This window comes from Bythopirellula superficialaquae (genome assembly GCF_059632245.1).
This window is the reverse complement of record NZ_CP197426.1, coordinates 1,576,740-1,597,167: the sequence shown is the minus strand read 5'-3', so window position 1 is coordinate 1,597,167 and position 20,428 is coordinate 1,576,740. Positions and strand designations below refer to the sequence as shown.

Annotated in this window: 15 protein-coding genes; all 15 read left to right on the top strand. The window is 50.5% G+C overall.

From position 1 onward, the window contains the following. Positions 1-466 precede the first annotated feature (466 nt). The 15 genes from SH678x_RS06575 to SH678x_RS06505 all read left to right on the top strand — a co-directional run bounded on the left by SH678x_RS06575 (position 467) and on the right by SH678x_RS06505 (position 20,395). Positions 467-2,581, top strand: coding sequence for a right-handed parallel beta-helix repeat-containing protein (locus tag SH678x_RS06575; RefSeq protein WP_496922091.1), 2,115 nt, complete (start codon positions 467-469; stop codon positions 2,579-2,581). Positions 2,582-2,628: 47 nt separating this feature from the next. After that, positions 2,629-4,845 carry a sodium:solute symporter family protein gene (locus SH678x_RS06570; RefSeq protein WP_496922090.1) on the top strand — a complete coding sequence of 739 codons (2,217 nt, stop codon included), beginning with the start codon at positions 2,629-2,631 and terminating at the stop codon, positions 4,843-4,845. A gap of 39 nt (positions 4,846-4,884) precedes the next feature. Next, entirely contained in the window at positions 4,885-6,033 is a 1,149-nt protein-coding gene (locus SH678x_RS06565) for a mandelate racemase/muconate lactonizing enzyme family protein (protein ID WP_496922089.1), read from the top strand. Then, a complete protein-coding gene (locus tag SH678x_RS06560; protein ID WP_496922088.1) occupies positions 6,030-6,785 on the top strand; it encodes an SDR family NAD(P)-dependent oxidoreductase in 756 nt (251 codons plus the stop codon). Before SH678x_RS06565 ends, SH678x_RS06560 begins: the two co-directional genes overlap by 4 nt. Before the next feature lie 49 nt (positions 6,786-6,834). Continuing rightward, the gene (locus SH678x_RS06555) at positions 6,835-7,986 is read left to right on the top strand and encodes an extracellular solute-binding protein (RefSeq protein WP_496922087.1); all 1,152 of its coding nucleotides are present in this window, start codon (positions 6,835-6,837) and stop codon (positions 7,984-7,986) included. Continuing rightward, the gene (locus tag SH678x_RS06550) at positions 7,983-8,900 is read left to right on the top strand and encodes an amidohydrolase family protein (protein ID WP_496922086.1); all 918 of its coding nucleotides are present in this window, start codon (positions 7,983-7,985) and stop codon (positions 8,898-8,900) included. The genes SH678x_RS06555 and SH678x_RS06550 overlap by 4 nt, the downstream gene beginning before the upstream one ends. Positions 8,901-8,946: 46 nt before the next feature. Next, positions 8,947-10,053 carry a Gfo/Idh/MocA family protein gene (locus SH678x_RS06545; RefSeq protein ID WP_496922085.1) on the top strand — a complete coding sequence of 369 codons (1,107 nt, stop codon included), beginning with the start codon at positions 8,947-8,949 and terminating at the stop codon, positions 10,051-10,053. A gap of 19 nt (positions 10,054-10,072) precedes the next feature. After that, on the top strand, positions 10,073-10,903 hold the full coding sequence (locus SH678x_RS06540) for a sugar phosphate isomerase/epimerase family protein (protein WP_496922084.1): 831 nt from the start codon (positions 10,073-10,075) through the stop codon (positions 10,901-10,903). 412 nt (positions 10,904-11,315) lie between these two features. Further along, complete coding sequence (locus tag SH678x_RS06535) at positions 11,316-12,065, top strand: discoidin domain-containing protein (RefSeq protein WP_496922083.1); 750 nt, start codon at positions 11,316-11,318, stop codon at positions 12,063-12,065. Positions 12,066-12,387: 322 nt separating this feature from the next. After that, on the top strand, positions 12,388-13,338 hold the full coding sequence (locus tag SH678x_RS06530; protein ID WP_496922082.1) for a DUF1559 family PulG-like putative transporter: 951 nt from the start codon (positions 12,388-12,390) through the stop codon (positions 13,336-13,338). Positions 13,339-13,346: 8 nt separating this feature from the next. Beyond that, positions 13,347-13,799 carry a hypothetical protein gene (locus SH678x_RS06525; protein ID WP_496922081.1) on the top strand — a complete coding sequence of 151 codons (453 nt, stop codon included), beginning with the start codon at positions 13,347-13,349 and terminating at the stop codon, positions 13,797-13,799. 70 nt (positions 13,800-13,869) lie between these two features. Next, positions 13,870-16,095, top strand: a complete 2,226-nt coding sequence (locus SH678x_RS06520; protein ID WP_496922080.1) for an alpha/beta hydrolase — start codon at positions 13,870-13,872, stop codon at positions 16,093-16,095. Positions 16,096-16,648: 553 nt separating this feature from the next. Further along, entirely contained in the window at positions 16,649-18,271 is a 1,623-nt protein-coding gene (locus tag SH678x_RS06515; RefSeq protein WP_496922079.1) for a PEP-CTERM sorting domain-containing protein, read from the top strand. Between the two features lie 232 nt (positions 18,272-18,503). Further along, on the top strand, positions 18,504-19,259 hold the full coding sequence (locus SH678x_RS06510; RefSeq protein ID WP_496922078.1) for an SDR family NAD(P)-dependent oxidoreductase: 756 nt from the start codon (positions 18,504-18,506) through the stop codon (positions 19,257-19,259). Positions 19,260-19,405: 146 nt separating this feature from the next. Further along, positions 19,406-20,395: a mannonate dehydratase gene (locus SH678x_RS06505; RefSeq protein ID WP_496922077.1), complete on the top strand. Its 990-nt coding sequence runs from the start codon at positions 19,406-19,408 to the stop codon at positions 20,393-20,395. The last annotated feature ends 33 nt before the right edge of the window (positions 20,396-20,428 follow it).

Here is a 20,428-nt window from a genome sequence, read left to right as displayed (position 1 = left end):
ATTGTCAGGACCTCAGGTCGAAGGAAAATGAGATTAGTGCAGTTCACATAATGCAATATGCTAGTCACGCCTTTGCCTTAGGCTGATACGATATCGGGACTATGTCTGAAGAATCAAGTGACCGTTTGAGCTTGAATATTTCAGCGGGTGCTAAGTTCTCGGTGGACTTAGTTGCGTAGCGACGAGCAGATTGAGTTAGGCGCACCTGTTGAGTATAAGGCTCCCTAGCAAACGAGTTTTGCGTCTCACTACTCACAGCCGTACAGCCCTACTGTGTTCATGCAGTGCTTAGGAGAACAACGCCACAGTTTGGCTTTTTTCTTCTTTAATACTTGTCGTTACAAGCAGCCACTACATTTCGGAAATCTGCATTCGGACTGCAGTAGTTTAGGTAATCATCATGGCACTACTCGGGCGGACTTTTTTGAGCTTGGCCGCGGTTGCGGGATGGCTCGGATTACTTTGCTTGATCCAAGCGGATGTTCGGGGTGCGGAGTCCAAGCAACTCTTTGTGTCTGTTGACGGCGACGACGCTAGCGATGGGAGCGTAGACAAGCCCTTTAGGACGGTTCAGGGAGCTCTTCATGCGATTCAGAGTCTGATTGAGAAAGACTCTTGGCCCTCCGGTGGAGTGAGTGTCATTCTTAGGGAGGGGACGTATCCAATTCAAGCGACAATTGAACTCGATGCTCGATTGAATAGTCGCGCGGACGCTCCATTGATATTTACATCTTTCGAAAATGAACGTGTTTTACTGACTGGCGGCTGGGAGATTCCTGCGAGCTCTTTTCGGTCTATAAGTGATGTGAAAGTGCGGCAACGAATTATTGAGGAGGCAGTACGCGATAAAGTCGTTGAGGCCGACCTTGTCCTTTCAGGTATGCCACTTGAGGCGATCGCACCTCGACAACGATCAGGGCAAGGAGTGCCTGCTGTCCCAGCGGCATCAGAACTTTTCTTTGGCGATCAGCCGATGAAAGTCGCCCGCTGGCCAAACGATGGGTATGAAAAGATTGAGAAGGTGGTGCGACCAAGCTCCTCTCCTCGATATCGACGCCCAGACATTGAACGTCCTACTACCGAAGGGCCCGCGTATATCCCAGGAATCTTTCAATACCGCGGCGACCGGCCATCGCTATGGACAAGTGCACGAGAGGTGTGGTTAGAAGGCTATTGGACTTTCGACTGGGCTGACGATTGCATGCCAATTTCTTTTATTGATACCAAAAAAAGTCAGATTTCCCTCTCGGCCCCACATGCCTATGGAATGGGCGGTCTGCTTGGCCAGGGAGATCGTTACTTTGCATTGAACTTACTCGAAGAGATTGACCAACCCGGCGAATATTATCTCGATCCCTATATTGGGCGCGTCTATTTCCTTCCCCCGGAAGAGATAGTAGATCAACGGATTGTGATCTCTTCGTTAGAAGGACCTTTATTCGCATTGAAGCATGTCTCTCACGTTTTCTTTAAAGGGCTCACGTTTGAGGCTGGGCGAAGTACGGCTATCGAAGTAGCAGGTGGAAAGCAGGTAAGAATCGAAGGATGCGACTTTCGAAACTTGGGGGGGTGGGCGATAAAGATCAATGGCGGCAAACAGCACGGGGTGATAAGTTGTGACATCCACGATGTGGGGCGCGGTGGCATTCAATTAATTGGTGGAGACCAGCGCTCACTTCAGTCGGCCGGCCATGAGGCAATCAATAACCATATCCATCACTACTCACGGTTAGCCAAGACATACCAGTTCGCAATTGCAGTGGACGGTGTGGGAAATCGGATTGCTAACAATCTCATCCATGATGCGCCTCATGGTGCGATGGATTGGCGAGGCAATCTGCATGAAATTGAATTCAACATCATCCATGACGTGTGCTTGGATACAAATGATGCCGGTGCCATTCAGACGGATCGAGATTTGAGTACATGTGGCAACATGATTCGCCACAACATCTTTTACGATATTGGTGGGCCGGTGTCGCAAGGCAATATCCTTGGTGTGTTTAGCGTTTATCTCGATTCAAATGCATCAGGCGATACGTTTTTTGGCAATGTGTTTTATCGCGGAGGAGAGAGGAACATTATCCACGTAAATGGTGGTCGCGATGTGAAAGTAGAGAACAATGTGTTTGTCGAGGGAGGTTCCCCAGTTGAGATTACCTCGGCCGGACTTATTCCTGCGTTTCGGCCAGTATTGGAAGTCGCCTGGAACCGACTGCTGAAGAAAGTTGACCATAGGGCACCGCCATGGAGCACCACTTTCCCGCATCTGGTCTCATATCCCAGTGATATGGATCAGTTGGCCGTTCCAGAAGGCAACTCGATCCGTCGAAATCTTTTCTATAAGACGAAAGAAATCAGACTCGAGTTTGACGAGAAAGTATCGAAAGGCATCGTTGATGTTTCGGATAACTATCAAGCTGAAAACGACCCATTCGTGGACTTGGCCGGTCTGAACTTCCATTTCAAGGATATAGGAATGATCCGCCAAAAGATTCCCGGCTTCGAGTTAATTCCACTAGAGAAAATTGGTTTGTATCGAGATTCCCACCGACAAGTTCTGCCGAGTGATAGCCGTTAGTCGTCCTGGCATATGCTCAGACAAATGCCTTAAGGGGTACAGGTTTCTTGAAATACTCAGATCCAATATTCGCCGCAACGACCAGCTATCCAATTGGATTAGTTGATATCTTGGTAATTGTTGCCTATCTCGTAGCCCTCCTGGTGATCGGTTGGCGGGCGATGTTAAAGATTCATGGGCAGGAAGACTTTTTCCTTGGTGGACGCAAGTTCGGAAAGTTGATTCAGACGTTCGCGTCCTTTGGCCAAGCCACATCCGCGGAAAGTGCGGTTGGCATGACTACGCTCGTTCAAACCAATGGGGCTTCAGGTATTTGGTCAACATTGGCTGGCGGTTTGGTGTTCATGCCTGTGTTCTGGATGACATCAATCTGGTATCGCCGAATGAGGATGATGACGTTAGCGGATTTCTTTGTAGAGCGATATGGCTCGCGCGCGATGGGCGGGTTTTATGCCGGTTTTCAGACAGTCTTTTTCATGATTGTCGCTGCCTTAGGTCTCTCCGCGATGAGTAAGACTGTGGCAGCAATTTCGGCGAAATCTGAGTCTCAACTGACCGTGGTCGAAAGAGCTGAGTATCAGTCCGCTCTTGAACTTGAAGAGCTGGAACGAGCTGATGTCAATTCGATGAGTGATTCGCAGCGGCAACGCTTACACGAATTGCGACTGCAGGGTGATCGCAAAGAATTTACCTTTTTGGACGAGCGAGCCGTCATCGTGTGCGTAGCGTTCTTCGTGCTCTTGTATTCAGTGGCGGGCGGTCTCGAGGCGGCGTTCGTATCCGACATAATCCAAAGTGCTTTTATCATCGTCCTGTCGTTAATTTTGATCCCCTTTGCGATGATCAAAATCAACGACATTCACGGTGGCGAAGGTATCCTTGGCCCCTTTCAAGTGATGCATAAAATGCTTCCTCAATGGTTCTTTGAAATCTGGGGATCGCCCAATGTCGTCGATTTTTCCTGGCATTGGATTGCAGTGATGGGCGTACTCGGGATGCTCAACGTCGGGATTCAAGCAAACCAAATGGTTGTCAGTGGTTCCGCTAAGGACGAATTGTCCGCGCGTGTCGGTATGACTGTAGGGATATTCATTAAGCGCGTGCTAACAATTGTGTGGGGACTCATCGCGATGTTGACGGTGGTACTCTATGGAACGTCCATCAAGAACCCCGACTACATCTGGGGATATGCAACTCGCGATTTATTGGGGCCTCTAGGGCTAGGGCTGGTTGGACTGATGATCGCATGCATGTTTGCGGCTCTAATGTCGACACTATCAGCCCTCATGATTACCACTTCGGGATTGATTACGAACAATTTGTATCGTCCGCTTGTGCCAAATCGCCACGATCGTCACTACTTGCTTGTCGGCCGAATAACCAGCGTCGCATATATTGTCGGCGCTGTGCTTATCGCGATTCAGTACGCCAATGTTTTTAGCCTTATGAAACTTGTGTGGGTCTTCAATTGTGCATTGGCGGCAAGTTTTTGGCTGGGCATGCTTTGGAGGCGGGCAACTGCAGTCGGCGCTTGGGCTTCCATTGTACTAACGACCTTATTCACATTAGTGCTGCCAGTAGGAGTTGCACTCATCCCAGGCATTCGCACTCATGAATACCTGGTTCAGACGACGAACCCCTCGCCTGTCGAGCGAACTTACACAGCTACCGAAGCCGATGTGCGTGAGCGAGCGGCGGAGATTGCTGAATACGATAATGGGATGTCGACTGTTATCGAGGGTGCTCGCCCACAGCCACTTATTGTTGGTGAACAGTTTACTCGCACGTTCTTGCTACCAAAAAAGTCAATCTTTTGGGAAGAGGACGTCGTGCTATTGAATAACAAAGTGACTGGACGCGGCATGCTAAAAGTTGAACTGCTGCTAATGGACTGGCTGGGAATGAACCTAGCCAAAAACTCTTATTCATTTAATGAGACCTTAATGCTTCTTTTTCGATTAATCTTCCCCTTTGGCACTTTGTTTTTGGTCTCGTTACTAACGGCGCCTGACAGCGAATCTCGTCTGGATCAGTTCTACGCCAAGATGCGGACGCCTGTGAAGTTGGATCCTATCGAGGATCAACGAGAGGTAGAAATATCCAAGCGAGATCCTCATCGATTTGATTCGTCCAAGTTATTTCCCAATTCAAACTGGGAGTTTCGCAAATGGCATCTTGTTGATGTGAGCGGCTTCCTTGCCGCCAGTTGTGGAGTGCTAGCTTGTTTAGCCTTCCTTTGGCTAATCGTCAACATTGGCGCTTAATTTTTTATGTCGACAGCAGAGTTTGGGCAATAACAGTTAATGTTACATACGATCAACCATTACCGTCTTTGGCGCATCGAACTCCCCGCGGGAAGGGTGATCGGTGATTGGATGTGTCAGTACGAGGCATTCAAAGTGATCGCATTAGCTCTCGACACTGCGGAAGGACTTACTGGCTGGGGTTACGGCGTGAGAGTCTCGAATGGCCAGTTTTCCCGGCCACTGCCTTGGCGTGCGGAAATACCCTCGATTCTTGAGCTGCGTAATGAATTCGAGGACAATCTATGGGATTTGCTTCGTGGCCGTCCCGCTGCCGACGCGAGCGGCTCGCTGAGGTTTACAATTCAGTGTCCTAATCTTCTAGCGACGGCTGCCCGCGGTGCCCTTTGGGATCTCCGTGCAAAAATAGCGGGCGTACCACTCAATCAGCTGATCGGGTCCGGACAACGCAACTCAATACAGGCCTACGCGAGTCATCTGGAGTTCCATCTTGCCGATACTCAGATCCAGAAGCTATGCAAACGGGCGACCGAATTGGGGCTATCTGCGATCAAAGTGAAAGTCGGGCATCCCAGCATCGAGCGCGACATCGACCGCCTTCGACTAGTTCAAGAGTCAATGCCAACGGGGACGGAACTGGCCATCGATGCCAATACTGCGTGGACAGCAGAACAAACCATCGACAGGGTGGCAGCTATTGTCAAGGCGGGGATTAAACTTGCCTACGTGGAAGATCCGTTACCGCTCGACGATGTGGCAGGTTACCAGCGGCTTAGCCAGCATCTGCCTATCGATGTAGTGGGGCATGATTACGCCACGAACCCCGACCAACTGCGACCAGTACTGGATGTTGGTGGACTGCAGCGACTACGGATTCATAGTGATCTGGATTTCGCCCTTGGTATTGCTGAACTAGCTGACGAATACGACCTGCCAATCATCGTTGGCAATATGCTTTTTGAGCTAGGCGTCCACGCTGCGGCGGCCTTTGAGCGGGTCGAGCGAATTGAGTTTTCAAACTTGAACTGGAATGATCTTCCGCAACACCCAGTGCGTGTGGAGCGGGGCCAGATGTTTGCGCCACAAACTGCTGGTACGGGCTTGGACCCTCAATTGGACCTATTGGACGTCCTGAGTTGTTCACCTGATGACGAGGCCCTCGTCAATACAGGAGCGACGGCGCAATGAATGAAAGAACGGTTCTCATCGCCGGAGGAAGCAGCGGTATTGGTTTCGCCACGGCCGAGCTTGTCTTGAAGCAACGCTGCCGAGCAATCATTATTGGCCGCGAGTCAGAACGCTTGCAGGCCGCCTACGACAATTTAATGGGCGCGGGATTTGGGCCCGAAGCGATTGAAATGCAGCAACTAGACTTACAGGATGTGGATCGAATCAAGGAGGTCGTTCCACGCTTGAAATTGCTGCAAAAGGGACTGTTTGGCCTCGTTTGTAACGCGGCCGCGGAGATCCTTAAACCCGTGATAGAATTTTCTCCGGAAGACTTGGATCGTACATGGAGGGTAAACATCCTGGCTCCTATTCTGCTGATTCAGGCTTGTTATCCGTACCTCAAGCAACACGGCGGGAGCATCGTGTATGTCGGTTCGACAGCCGATACTCGTTGTGATGCAAGCTACAGTCTCTATGGCGGCTCGAAAGCATTCATGCGTCGCTTTGTAGGCCACGCAGCACAAGAGTTTGGGTTTGATGGTGTCCGCATAAATGTGGTGAGCCCAGGGGCCACCGATACTCCCCTATTGCAGGAATTCATTTCACGAGGTCAATGGTCTAACGAGCACCTCGAAAGCTTTCGCAGCACCATACCCATCGAGCAACGATTTGCCACATCGGACGAGGTTGCCGAGGCGGTCTGGTTCGCCCTCAATGGGCCGAAATATTTTCACGGGGAAGAGCTGCGAATTGATGGAGGACAGCGATGATGCCGTCGTTGGAAATACTCGGCTGGCAGCCGCGGGGGTTCGACAACTCATGATTCAACTTCGAGGCATTACCTGGGACCAACCGCGCGGATTTGATCCGATGGTTGGAACCGGGCGCCGATACCAGCAACTAAATCCCCATGTGTCAATCTCTTGGGAAAAGCGGTCTTTGCAGGCGTTTGCCGACCAACCGCTTCCCGATTTGTGTTGCCAGTTTGACCTACTGGTGGTAGACCATCCGCACCTTGAGGCACTGGCTACCTGTGGCGGAGTTGCTCCATTCGATGGGATCGGACGCGACGACAAATTGGCACAGTTGTCCAGCCAATCAGTAGGAGCGTCTCATGCTTCCTACTTCGACGGAATACATCAATGGGCACTGGCAATTGATGCAGCGACCCAGGTTGCTGTTTATCGCCCAGACCTGCTCAGTGAGCCCCCTCAGACTTGGAGCGCGATGCTGGACTTAGCGAGGCAGGGCCGAGTCTTGTGGCCCGCGAAGCCTGTCGATGCCGTATCCACGTTCAATACGTTACTGGCAAATCTGGGTAAGCCCTTGCCGACGACTGAGAGCTCTCTGCTTTCTGCGTCGGACGCACATGAAGTTCTTTCATTGATGTCAGAGCTTAGTCAGTTTGTTCCGCGCGAATGTCTAGAGCTCAATCCACCTGAAGTGTTGGATTGGCTGGCCCGCGAATCCAATCGCGAATTTGCATATTGTCCGCTGCTTTATGGGTACTCCAACTACTCCCGACACGGCTTTCGGGCAAACGAGCTCCAGTTCGTCGATGCGCTGGGCCCTGGTCCGCAGGGCCACGTGGGTACGCAGTTGGGCGGCGCAGGAATCGCCGTTTCAGTACATGGCAAGCATGTCGAAGTTGCTCAAGACTATGCATTCTGGATTGCTTCGGCCGACTGCCAGCGAACCATCTATTTCGAGGCGGGTGGTCAGCCGGCAAATGTGTTGGCTTGGGAAGACAGCCACGTGAATGACGCTTGCCGTCAGTTCTTCAAGTCGACGCGACGTACGTTAAGCACTGCATGGATGAGACCTCGCAACATCAAGTACCTTGATTTCCAGGATCAAGGTGGGCAGCTTATCAATGAATTTCTGCGAGGCGTCGCCGACCGTGAATCCACCGTAACTCAGCTTGTTTCGCTGCATCGTCAGACCTTCCAAAATCGACGAGGTGATCCATGATCGTCGACGGACATATGCACTTGTGGGATCGAATTGCAGGGTCGATCGCCAATGAGACGCCCGTAAGACCATTAAGGAATGGTCTGATCCTGATTGGTGATAAAGAGTACCTCGGCATGCCCGCGTGGATGCTCGATTGTAGGGCGCTCGCGGAATACGCCATCGCGGAGTTTGATGCTGCAGGCGTCGATGTGGGCGTAGTCGTTCAGGACTATATGGACGGAGAGCAAAACGAGTATTTACTACAAGTGGCAGCGGCATGGCCCGACCGATTTTTCTTGCATGCATTGCCTAATTTCTGGGATACGGACGAAACTTACAACGAAGTCCAACACTTGCTGCAGAAGGGTTTTCGTGGCATCAAAGTTCCGGCTACCCACATGGTTTCGAAGGTTTTGCTTGACGATCCCCGCTTGATGCCTCTCTGGGAATTGATGGAATCGGAAGGTGTCGTCGCTGCGATCGACCTTGGTAGCGACGTTAAGCAGACGCAAGAACTTAAGCGCGTGCTGGCTGCGTGTCCGCAACTGAAAGTGGCATTAGGGCATTTTGGCCTCCCCACCAGAGGTGGTTGGCCTGAACAGTTGGCATTGGCGCGTTATCCAAACGTCTATCTCGAAATGGGCGGTATCATCTGGCTTTATAGGCTTGAACGATATCCATTTCCAGGAGCGATTGAAGCCATTCTCCATGCTAGGCAAGAGGTAGGAATTGAAAAACTCATCTGGGGCTCGGATTTCCCTAGGACAATGATCGACTTCACCTATCAGCAAAGTTTGAATTTCATTCGTGCTGCGGACGCATTTAGCGACGATGAGCAGCAGCTTCTCTTAGGAGAAAATGCTCGGCGACTATATGACTTACACGAAAATAGCGTAAGGCATATTCCGGCGACATTAATTACAAGTCTATAGAAACATCATCGGAATAGAAACGGAAAAGCGTAGGTTTGGAATGAACATGAAATCTCAAATACGGCTTGGGGTGATCGGTTGCGGAACGATCGGTAACTATCATCTGCGGTACGCTTCGGCGAGACCTGACATTGACCTCGTCGCGGTTGCTGATTTGCGTGGCGACCAAGCGCAGTTAGCTGCCGATCAATTCGGTGTGCGTACCGTGTATTCCGACGGTATGGATTTGATTGAAGATGAAGACGTTGAGGCAGTTGTTCTGGCGGTCCCTACTGCTCTTCGTTTTGAGCTGGCTCTGGCAGCTCTTAATCGCAAGAAGCACGTGTTACTTGAAAAACCTGCGGCTATGAACGTCAGTCAAATTAAGACTCTGATGGCAGTTCAAGGCGACTGTGTAATCGCGTCGTGTTCGTCACGAAATCGTGGCATGGTCTCGGCGAAAGTCGCAACCGATTTCATCGCCTCTGGAAAGCTTGGCGAGATCCGGCTGTTGCACTGTCGAGCAGTCGGGTTTTCGAAGGCGCTGATCAGCGCTGACACTCCGCAGTGGCGACTGAAAAAATCATTCAACGGGGGCGGAGTTTTCGCTAACTGGGGCAGCTATGATCTCGATTTTCTGCTTGGCATCTGCAATTGGACCTTGAAACCGAGCCTAGTGCTGGCGCGGACCTGGATGCCCCCCAAACATCTACCTTCGCAGTCGCCAATAGTTAGTGATGTCGAATCTCATGTAGCGGCAATGATTTGTTGCGACAATCAAGCAGTGATTCATTATGAGCGAGCAGAATCATCTTCGTCATCGTTGCCGAGTACATGGCAGATTATCGGCAGTCGCGGTGCGCTCAGCCTGAACTTACTGCCGAACCACGCCAATCGTGTCGTGTTCGACTCGGTTGACAAGAATGGCGAACTGTGTACTGAAGTATTGTGGGAGGGCAACGATGCAGAAGACTTAATTCATGCAACTCCAATCACCAACTTTGTAGAATCCATCCTTTCCGAACAGAGGCCGCTCACGGGACCGTCCGAGGCGCTGGTAATTCAAGCCATCACTGACGCTGTATACGCTTCGGCTGAGAGCGGCTGTGCAGTCGAAATTGATGAGCATTCTCGAATTCAACTTAAGCCAGCAAAGCCGATGGTCACTGTTTAAACTCTTGAGCTAAGCGACAATGATGAAAATCAGCTTCTTGACATTTGCATGTCCCGAGTGGAGTGTCGATGAGATCATCGCAGCTGCACAACGCCATCGATACCATGGGGTTGAGTTTCGCTGCGATGCTGGTCAGTCGCATGGAGTCGAAATTTCTTCTTCAGGTAAGTTTCGTAGCCGGGTGCGAGAACAGTTTGCAGCAGTCGAATTAGAAATTCCCTGCCTGGCCACAAGTATCAAAATTGCGGAGATGAATTCGTCAGACGATGCCCTCGAACGTATTCAACTAGCAAGTTCCATCGGTGCGCGGGCCATACGTGTTTTCTGTGGCGAGCCACCAGTAGGAATGGTGCTCCCCGATGTTATTTCCCTAGTGGGTGCTCGTTTGAGGAGTCTGGCAGAAATTGGCCAGCCTCTTGGCATTGAGATCTGGCTAGAGACCCACGACACGCTACATCGTGGCACAGACGCGGCAAAAGCAGTCGTTTTGTCCGAGCATCCTTCTGTCGGGATTAACTATGATAATATGCACCCCTATCGAATGCATGAGCCGCTTGCGACCACCTTTGAGGCATTGCGCGGGTTGATTCGACACACACACATGCACGATGCTGAGAATGATGACGAGCTACATCGTGCCGTCATCTTGCCACTCGATCAAGGAGGTATGCCGATGAACGAAACGATGCAGTATTTGATCGCAAGTGGATACAATGGATATCTAGGTGGTGAGTGGTTTGCTTCGGAGTATGGTCAGACCCCTGATGAATCTTTGTCCAGATTTCGGCAGGAAATGGAAGAGTTGGTTAGTCGGAACGGCGGCGTGATTGCCTCTTCAAGATGCATTTGATTTTACAGGATCGTCTGAAGTTGACGAGTGAAATTGATACTGCCAGTTATCTGCAGGCCCGGAGCAAGCAGGCTGTTCGCGAATTGGCATCTGCTCTTCGCATTAAGTCCGTTGAACGAACAAGGAGCGAACTTAAAATAAGAGGATATGTCGAGTCTCTTCTTTAGTAAAGAATAAAGAGATAGGCAATTCTTGTCATCGGTGAGTAACTGTTTTGGGCATAGGAAGGTTTCACAGAAGAGCTTTACGTGTCTCGACACCTTGTCACTTCCCTTTTTTCTTTTCCTGGCAACTCTTGAGGACTAGTCTAATGAAACATGTTGTAACACTATGTACTCTGGCATTTTCCGCGGTGTCCCTGGCTCCAGGTGTTTGCGCCTGTCGTTCGATTTTCCGTCGAGGTCGGGTCGGTATGTTTGCGAAAGTCTTGGCGTCGATAGTGATCGTTAGTTTTGTTGCTAACGTTGCATCGGCATTCCCGTATGTGCAGTGGACTCCTGCAATGAGCACATCGGAATCCAGCGATCTCGGTGGTTATCCGGGGCGTAACGTTTTCAGCTCCATCGGGCGAAGTGATTGGTCTTATGAAACTGGAAGCGCCCAAGGTGCTGCAGGGTTTTCGCTTCGCGATGATTTCCATGGCAACTGGCACAGTCTGAATGACCCTAATCTTAAGCAATCCCCCAGCGGCACTATGGCGCGCGAGTGGGTAGCCGCAGACTTCGGAGAAGTTCTGCCTATCTATGGAGCTGATGTTTGGAATACGAACTGGAATGTAATCAGCAACACACGAGCGGTAAAAGGCATGTCGATTGACGTGTCTGCGGATAACATTAATTGGACAACTGTGTGGTCGGGCGAACTCGCGAAAGCGCCCGGCATACGTCCGCATCTGATGTATGACGGAGTTACTTATGTGAATCCTTCGTTGGACCCAGGCCATGCACCTCAGTTTGGGCTTTTGGCAACCGATAGCCTAAGTTTTGGCGGGGCAGTCCAGGCCCGTTATGTTGTTCTCAATATACAGACCAATCATGGCGGCGATGCCTATTTTGCCCTTGAAGAGATCAAATTTATCGCAGTGCCGGAACCGGCTACCGCCACGTTGACTCTGGGTACCTTGCTAGGATTGGTGGGTGTTTCGCGGCGTCGGTTTCGTTAGTCATCCTTTTCCACATCGATTCTAGTCTGGATTACTGTGTATTCATGTCTGCGGGGTCTGCAGCAATGACGTTCGGCCCCGCAGGCATGCGCGATTGCAAACAGTATTTTTTTGATTGGAACGATGGCTTAGTCTAAACGTAAAGTAATGTGTTGCAATGATTTACCTAGGATAAGTGTGGTGGACCCTGAGCGCCTTTTGGGTCTCACGCAGCAGGATTGAAGAGGTAGATTCGATGGCTATATCCTTATCTAGACATGCTATGGAAACTCAACTCGCTGGAACTCAGCGGGCACGGGCAAGTCGACAGACGCGACTGCCGATGAGCACTGGTTTTACCTTAGTAGAATTGCTAGTGGTCATTGCAATCATCGGCGTTTTGGTAGCTTTGCTGTTGCCAGCTATTCAAGCTGCACGCGAAGCTGCACGCCGGACGCATTGCATCAATAATATGAAGCAGTTAGGGCTTGCGATGCACAATTATCACAGTGCTCGTAATTTTTTCCCGATGGGCATGAAGTGGTATGACCATTCTGATCAAAGCAGTGCTAGACTTTTCTGGTCATTTGCAATCCTTCCCTACATGGAACAGACGGCGCTGGATAACGCCGCGGACTGGGAAGTCGGTTTTGCTTTTAGGCGGGAAGCCGAGAATCAATTGCTCTTCTCAACAATCATTCCTGAATATCAGTGCCCTTCAGACGAACATGGAATAAGTACTGCCTATTCTCAGGAGGGTTACTCTCGCTCAAACTACGTTGCTTGCTATAGCCCCGATGGGAGAATGGTGGAACCAGGCGTGAACTTAGCAGTTGTTGATGGCTGCAATAAAATGCCCAATCGGAATCCTGCAACCCGGGTTGCGCTGTTTAATATCGACGTCAATCGTGGAACTAAGCATGTTACCGATGGCACGTCTCACACAGCCGCTTTTTCAGAGACAATCACTGGGCCGAGTGGTACTGCAGACGTACGTGGAACATGGTGGAATGATTGGGGAGGGCATTACACGCATCTAAGAACACCTAATACTACGCTACCAGACAATGTGTGGAACGCGGTGCCGAATCTATGTGATCCCACAAAAGCTCCGTGCGATGCAAAGACGCCATGTTGGACTACTGTTAATTTTTCAGCCCGAAGCAATCATCCTGGCGGAGTGCATGTGACAAGGGCTGATGGCTCCGTCACGTACCAGAGAGACGATGTTGATCTCATTGTTTGGCAGGCCTTCGCCAGCATCGATGGTGGTGAGACTTTCCAAGTAGACTAGGTAGTTCTATGAATTATTGGCAAATTGCCGTACTAGGAATACATGTTCCCCTGCTGTTGCTCTTCTCTGGATGTTCGGGAAGCTCACAGTCTGTATCTGTCAACGGCAGAATCACATATCAAGGGCAACCCGTCGAAATGGGTTCAATAGTCTTTGTACCGCTAGAAGGAACGGCCGGTCAATCGGCAAGTGCGGAGATAAAGGAGGGTCGATATACGGTGTCAAGCGAAGGCCACTTGGTGCGAGACGGCTCATATCGAGTGGAAGTGATCGGCCAAAGAAAAACAGGACGAACTCTTCCACGGCCAGTGGGCCTGATGAATCTTCCCACCTCCGATGCGGGTCAAACCTATGAAGAAGTTGAAGAGTTTATCCCGGCTAAATACAATGCACGCTCAACGCTAACAGTAACTTTATCAGATTCTGAACTCGTCCAAGAGCAGAATTTTGACCTGCAATAACGGCGAGCAGATAGCTTTTCCTTCGCTCTAAAGCAGATTTCTGCCGACGGCCATCTCAGGAATCCTATTTATGGCCTTTGGAAAACCCATCGGGATCCCCACGAATCGAGCGCCGCTTGAGCCCATTGCACAACAGGCATTCCACAAGTGCTTGCGTGTTGCTGCATTATGTGTCGCGTCCGCCATGACACCACAACCTTCCATCGCAGAGCCTCTGGGAGGATCATCATGGGATACGATGCTCATTGAGACAGTTCAAAAAGAGGCACGTCGACAGGCTTCTACCGCCCAACTGAGGCGGCAGTCCGTCCGCACACTGGATGACTTGCAGGCCTTCCGCGAACACGTGCGACATGGACTACTGCAAGCATTGTTTGAGCAAGAAGAGATGCCGGTCCCGAATCAGCCGCTGCGTAGCGAAGTGGTTGGAAAACAAATGATATTACCCGACTGCACGCTCACCAAGCTGTGTTACGAGTCGGTTCCTGGCCATTGGGTCACCGCCACCCTATACGTCCCGCACGATGTGACGTATCCCGTTCCAGGAATTCTCTGTATCGCTGATCATTCTCAGGATGGAAAGGCTGCTCCTTATAACCAGCGTCAGGGTCGGGCATTCGCCGAACGCGGATATGTCGCGCTAGTGATCGATTATCCGGATCGCGGTGAACTATTGGGTGGCAACGACCATTTTATCAATGGTGCTCAAGTTGGTCTGACGGGGTTATGGAGCAACACTCTATTTGTCACCAATGCATTTCGCGGCATCGACTACTTGATATCCCGCCGCGATCTAGTTGATCCGGCACGCATTGGAGTCACCGGAACTTCCGGCGGCGGAGCAACGACGGCGATGATCGCCGCACTGGACAATCGCGTGGTCGCCGCTGTCCCCTGCTGCTTCCTTGAAACTTTTGAGCGTGCGATCGCGAGTGAATATACCTCTTGCCCTGAATACTTCGCGCCGGGCGGCATGACTTGGCCCATGGAGTGGGCAGACGTTTTGACCGTAGCCATTCCGCGTGCGGTTGCGCCTGTCACCGCTCTTCAAGACAGTTTATTCACACAGGGTGGGTTCGATGAAGGCGTCAACCAGGCCAAGAAATTCTATGCACTTGCGGATAGTACAGATCGGTTACGAATTGTCAGAACGCGCGAAATACATTCCTATACGCCAGCCATGCGTGAGGCAGCATTCTTCTGGTTTGCTCAGTGGCTAGGTGCACCTCGTAAAGACAATTTACCTGAATGGAATGACCGAGTGCGGGAGGCCGATGAGGTTCACTTTACGATCACAGACGACCGTCTTGAACTCTTATCAACAGAAACTCTAGCTGTAAAGAAGCCTAGTTCCACAAACCTAAACACGATCGCTAAGACGCGTGGAGAACGGTTTCGCAAACAAAAATTTGATTTTCGATCAAACAACTTTGAAAAGCGACAAGCTGATGACATTTGTCATCGCGTGAAGAACTTTTTCCAGCCAGTGACAGATTCTGGAGATTTTAAGGTTGACTCTGTTTCCGTCCGAAAAGTTGCAGGGGGCACTGTCGAGGAGATGATTCTCGAATCGCCCAAGAGGCAATTGCAACTGCCCGCCTGCTGGGCTCAGCCATTGGATAGTCCCAAGCAATTACTTTTATACCTTCATGACGAAGGGCGAGAGCAACTCGGGGCGGAAGAGATGGCCGCCTATTTGGAACAAGATATTGCCGTACTTGCCGTCGACTTGCGAGGATTTGGACAACTGTATCCGCGCGCTAGTCCATGGGATAAGTATCCTTGGTGTGATATTAGTCGGCTCATCACCTATGGGCTATGGTCACTTAATAGTTCCGTTCCACATCTGCAACTGGAAGATACGCAATTGGCTCTAGCCTTTCTTCGAGAAAAATCAAAATACAGCCAAGTTCCAATTTACATCATGGGCGTTGGCAGGGCCGCCCCTATCGCCCTTTTTACCACGGCCATTCAACCGGAGATTAAAGGCGTTTTAGGTAAAGGTTCGTTGGTGTCTTACCAGGATTACCTTAAGCATGAGTTGCCAACATACAACCAAATGGGCTTATCATATGGCATTCTTAAAGAGTTTGATCTTCCGGTGGTCTTAGCTGCAGTAGCAGATCGGCTAGTAAGCTGGAGCGATGTTGTCGATGCCTGCGGCGCCCGATTGACTGCTGATCAAATTGACGACCAGCTACATCTGCCAGACTCGCTTGCTAATCGCCCCGAAACTATTTGCACGACAAGAAACAATAAAGATATCGCGAAATTACTTCGCAACGAGCAGAACTAGTTTTTGCAAGGTCATGGCGTGGTTAAACCCAACGCGTGTTGTCTACACAAGATACCAGAGCTGCGCGTAACTGCAGCCTTGGGGCCCTATTGTGCTGAGAAGGACTCTCGCCGTTGGCGAAGCGACAGTCCGGATCAGTGGCAGGTAGCAATTTCGGTGCTGAAATTTTGGGAGTGAATAATTGCGAGAACTTTCGTTAGATATTTCTAAGCGAGAGGCTAGAATGAAATCAGTTTGAATCGACAGTTCTGTTGGCTCCATTATGAAGAGGACTCTTGCGCGAGTCTATGTTCGCGATTTAGCACGCGTCATTCGCAAATTACCATTGTACGAACTCTACTGGATCGTACAGGATAACTAATAGGGCGCTACCAATAGTTTATCTGTCGTGTCCGAATCTCAGACTGTGCAATTGCAACTACAAGTAACGTAGAACGCCAAATACTTTTCCTACTCTGCTTTTCTCTTCTCGTGACCTTAGGAGTTTTCTATGTGTCTTTGCCTTCGAAACTGGGTAATCGGACTTTCAGTTTTGTCTGCTACTTGGATGGGTATGTTCGCCGCAGCATCGGCAGGCGATTTTTTTGTGCCGGTACAAACGGCTACTGCTGGTAGTAGCATAGGTCCGGGCCTGAGTCCTAATGGCGCAATCAATGGCCAAGGCATGAGCGATAATAACGCTGGATTGAAGACCGCGCTTTCTGATAATCAGGCAACTGGGTTCGGTATGTGGTTGACCGATTTTTTTGCGCTAGCCAATGGCCACACTGATCCGTCAAGTGATGCCTGGATCACATTTGATTTTGGTGAGGTTCTTACGGGAATCGATCAACTGTTGATTTGGAATTACAATCAAGAGACAGTTCCTTCTCGAGGAATGCGTCAGGTTGACATCACGTATTCCACGGTCGACGCGACGGGCCTTGGTAATCTCCTCTACAATGACTTTATCTTGGCCGAGGGTACTGGATTGCCCGACATGGCATTCACAAACGATATTCCACTTGGAACACCTGGCGTGGGTATCAGCGCTCGCTCGATTCGTATTACTGCTGAAGGTGGCCAGGGTGTGGGCAATTATGGTAACGCACAAGACTTTTATGGGTTGTCTGAGGCCCGCTTCTATTCGACGGTCAACCTCACACCCCCCGGGCCTCGAGTTTGGGCTGGTGGGTCGGGAAGCTGGACTTTTGCAGGCAGCTGGGATGTTCCTGACGCACCAACTACTAACGAACACTCAGCAGTATTCGGAAGTGAAATCGAAAGCCCGGCAACCGTTTTTGCCAACGTGCCAGTTACCGTTAATTCGATTACTTTTAATAATGCTAACTCTTATGCAATCGCAGGGAATGGTGTCGTTAACCTGGACACGGTCTCCGGTAACGCGAGCATCAACGTATTGGGCACGGGTGACGTCAATGGCGTGGCAGGTAGCCATCAATTTCAAATCAAAGTTGCGTTGGGCAAAGATACGGATGTTATCGTTGGGCAAGATTCTTCTCTAGAATTCAATAATCAGATCGACTTATCAGGAAATACTCTTTCACTTTCGGGCACTACATCACTAAATCATAGCGTGGTCGACACGGTAGGCGGTGGATCTGTCGTGGCATCCGGGTCATTGGGAACCGCTGGATTATCTACAATTGCCGCAAGTTTAGTCCTCGACGATGCAACTCTCGACCTAGACATAAACAGCACTACTGCTGGATTGACAACCGACAAGTTTCAGGTGATGGGTAACGCCACTCTACAAGGTGATATATCCGTTTTTGTAGACGCCGCAGCGGGATTTACCCCTACGGGCAACGTTTCTATTCTTTCGGCGACAGGCGGCATCACAAATCAAAGTACTAGCTTATCACTGACCGGCCCTGGAGCAGGGCTCTTTTCTGGAGTAAGCGTTGTGGGTAATGATATAGTGTTGCTCGCAACGAGCGCACTACCAGGCGATTTCGACGGCGACGGTGATGTGGATGGCCGTGACTTCCTAATGTGGCAGCGTGGGCAAACTTCTCCACCTTTAAGTCCGACAGCTTTGATGGAATGGCAGACCAACTACGGTATCTCTTCCATCAACGCCTCAGTTACCTCGGTCCCAGAACCCTCGACAACTCTGTTGTTATCAATAGTAATCGCATGCGTTGCTGTCGATAGAAAACGACGATCTCAGTAATTGTCTGGCTGATTCATGGATGATTTCACAGAGTTCTTCAGCTGCGGAAATGCTTTCTTTTCAAATAAAGGCAAGGTTCTTATTTAAGAATTATCACATGACCCCCATCTATTACGCGCGTGCAGCCAAGCTTCAACCGGTCCTCCAAGTGAAGCTACCTTACCGGAATGGTTCAGGTGCCAATCAATTTACACACCGAATAATGAACTTGATAATCACATGAAAGAGGCTTGTGAGTAAGTTACAAGAACGTGTCGCTATTGTCACAGGAGCTGCTACTGGTATTGGCGCGGCTACCGCGCTGTTAATGGCTAGGGAAGGCGCAAAAGTTGTGCTTGCCGATATAGATATTGATGGAGGACCAGCAGTTGTAGCTGAAATTGAGGGGGCAGGGGGCAGTGCCCTCTTTGTTGAGACCGACGTATCTCGCTCTGCAGATGTACAACACCTCATCGAAAAAACAGTCTCCGTTTACGGACGACTCGACATCATAGATAACAATGCCATATGGTTTATGAATGGTTCAGTTACTGAACTTGCTGAGGCCGACTGGGATCGAAGTCTCGCCGTGTGCCTTAAGGCTGCCTACCTGACAAGTAAGTTTGGTATTCCAGAAATGCAGAGGCACGGGGGCGGCTGCATTATCAATACAGCATCAGTACATTCGTTGGCCGGATTTCCAGGGCATACCGCTTACGACTCTGCCAAAGCAGGTCTGCTAGGGCTCACGCGCGTCATGGCCATCGACTTCGCGCCTACGATTCGCGTCAATGCAGTGCTGCCCGGCGCGATTCTTACTTCACTCTGGGATCGGCTCGAGGTGCCAGAGGCTGCTCGGCAGAGTTTTGCGCAGCGGCTTCCTGCCAAGCGGCTCGGTGATCCGGTGGAAGTAGCCAAGGCAATTATTTTTTTGGCATCGGATGACGCTTCGTATATCACGGGTACCACACTCGTAGTTGATGGCGGCTTGCTCGCACAGGCCGTCTAACGCGTTCATCGTGACCAAATGACACGGACAAGCAGCTCATAGTCTCCTTAACTTCATTTCCGACACCCTACGGTCCACATTTGTCTATGAATCATCCATCTATTGACTTCGACAAGCTTCCCATTCGAATTGGCCTCGGTTCATTCATGCATCCCACACCAGAGCGACTACGATTCATTCGTCAGCTAGGCGTACAAGACATTCTGCTGAACATGTATCGGATCTCATTAATCGATACCGACTACCAGCAATTGCCGTTACCGGGCGAAGAAAAATGGAAATTTGAGGATATTTTGCAGATTCGCAACCGCGTGGAAGATGCAGGCCTACGTCTGAACGCGATCGAAAATCTTCCCCGAACTTTTTACGACAAGATTCTTCTCGGCAAGCCGGGGCGCGATCGACAAATTGAGTGTATTCAAGAAACGATTGTCAACTTAGCGCGGGCAGGCATCCCCATTTTGGGATACCTCTGGGAGGCGGGGGATGTGCTTCGTAGCACTACTACATATCCGACGCGCGGCGGAGCGCAAGCCTTAGCAATCGACCTCGCCGATTTTGCTAGGGCCCCACTGGTGGCAGATCGAGTCTATTCCGAGGAAGAAATGTGGGAGAACTACTTCTACTTCCTGGAAAGAGTGTTGCCAGTCGCCGAAGCAGAGGGCATCAAGTTAGCGGTTCATCCTAACGATCCCCCGGTTCCCGAGATTGGTGGGATGCCAAGGCTAATGCGAAGTCGAGCGGCATACGACCGGGCCTTTGATACGGTGCCCAGTCCTAATCATGGTTGTGAATTCTGTCTCGGTAATTGGGCTTTGATGGGAGAAGATATTCTTGATGTGATCAAGCATTTTAGCGCGAAAGGAAAACTGTTCTACGCGCATTTTCAAACCATTTCGAACTCCCTTCCAAAGCCAATGCATGAAGTGTTCGTCGACGAGCCGGGCTATTACGATACGTTCGAAGTTCTTAAACTGTTACGCGATGTTGGATTCAATGGAATGATTATCCCAGGGCATGTCCCCACGATGGAAGGTGACGGCGGGTGGCAGGAACGATCACGCGCGTTCACGGTAGGCTACTTGCGAGGAATATTGCATGCAGTCGATAGGCTAGAACCGCTGAGCCAAGCGTGAAAGCACGAACTCCCCTGTCAGTAACGAAGAGGT

Excerpts from the sequence above, each read along its gene's own strand:
- SH678x_RS06540 (WP_496922084.1), top strand. The coding sequence starts at position 10,073 with ATGATGAAAATCAGCTTCTTGACATTTGCATGTCCCGAGTGGAGTGTC.
- SH678x_RS06545 (WP_496922085.1), top strand. The coding sequence starts at position 8,947 with ATGAAATCTCAAATACGGCTTGGGGTGATCGGTTGCGGAACGATCGGT.
- SH678x_RS06530 (WP_496922082.1), top strand. The coding sequence starts at position 12,388 with ATGAGCACTGGTTTTACCTTAGTAGAATTGCTAGTGGTCATTGCAATC.
- SH678x_RS06505 (WP_496922077.1), top strand. The coding sequence starts at position 19,406 with ATGCATCCCACACCAGAGCGACTACGATTCATTCGTCAGCTAGGCGTA.
- SH678x_RS06520 (WP_496922080.1), top strand. The coding sequence starts at position 13,870 with ATGGCCTTTGGAAAACCCATCGGGATCCCCACGAATCGAGCGCCGCTT.
- SH678x_RS06515 (WP_496922079.1), top strand. The coding sequence starts at position 16,649 with ATGTTCGCCGCAGCATCGGCAGGCGATTTTTTTGTGCCGGTACAAACG.
- SH678x_RS06550 (WP_496922086.1), top strand. The coding sequence starts at position 7,983 with ATGATCGTCGACGGACATATGCACTTGTGGGATCGAATTGCAGGGTCG.
- SH678x_RS06525 (WP_496922081.1), top strand. The coding sequence starts at position 13,347 with ATGAATTATTGGCAAATTGCCGTACTAGGAATACATGTTCCCCTGCTG.
- SH678x_RS06560 (WP_496922088.1), top strand. The coding sequence starts at position 6,030 with ATGAATGAAAGAACGGTTCTCATCGCCGGAGGAAGCAGCGGTATTGGT.
- SH678x_RS06535 (WP_496922083.1), top strand. The coding sequence starts at position 11,316 with ATGTTTGCGAAAGTCTTGGCGTCGATAGTGATCGTTAGTTTTGTTGCT.
- SH678x_RS06565 (WP_496922089.1), top strand. The coding sequence starts at position 4,885 with ATGTTACATACGATCAACCATTACCGTCTTTGGCGCATCGAACTCCCC.
- SH678x_RS06555 (WP_496922087.1), top strand. The coding sequence starts at position 6,835 with ATGATTCAACTTCGAGGCATTACCTGGGACCAACCGCGCGGATTTGAT.